General features: G+C 73.9%; 1 protein-coding gene. It reads left to right on the forward strand.

Annotated elements, in window-relative coordinates; genetic code table 11:
- Window positions 1–491 (forward strand): NAD(P)-dependent oxidoreductase (locus NS220_RS18260; RefSeq protein WP_275934689.1); only part of this gene is annotated, 491 nt, incomplete at its 5' end.
- Between the last annotated feature and the right edge of the window lie 87 nt (window positions 492–578).

The raw sequence follows: 578 nt of genomic DNA on the forward strand, positions 1-578 counted from the left end.
TCGGCCGCGCGATCGCCGCGCGGTTGAAGCCGTTCGAGGTCGATCTCCGCGCCGTCGCGTCGCACGGACGTCTGCAGGACGAGGTCGAGGTGTTCCCGCTCGGCAAGCTCTCCGAGGTGCTCGCCGAGACCGACATCCTCATCGCCTCGCTCCCCGGGGGCGACGCCACCCGGCACATCATCGACGACGCGGCTCTCTCGGCGCTTCCCGGCGGCGCGCTCGTGGTCAACGTGGGCCGCGGTCCCCTCGTCGACACCGACGCCCTCGTCGATCACGTGCGACGCGGCCGCATCCGCGCGGCGCTCGATGTCACCGACCCCGAACCGCTGCCCGCCGGCCACCCCCTGTGGAGCCTGGAGGGTGCCCTGGTCGTCCCGCATGTCGGAGGGGCGACGGATGCCATGCACCCCCGCATCGCGCGCCTCGTCCGTCGGCAGATCGACCGCCTCCGCGCCGGCGAGGAGCCGCTGAACGTCGTGATCGGCGGCTGAGCCGCGAGCAGGCCCGCGACGACGAGTGGGACGAATCAGCTGCCGGCCCGCGCGGCATACGCGTTCGCGGCGGCGGCGACGTCGTCG

It is taken from the genome of Microbacterium testaceum (assembly GCF_001476655.1).
In the GTDB taxonomy this organism is placed as follows: Bacteria; Actinomycetota; Actinomycetes; order Actinomycetales; family Microbacteriaceae; genus Microbacterium; species Microbacterium testaceum_C.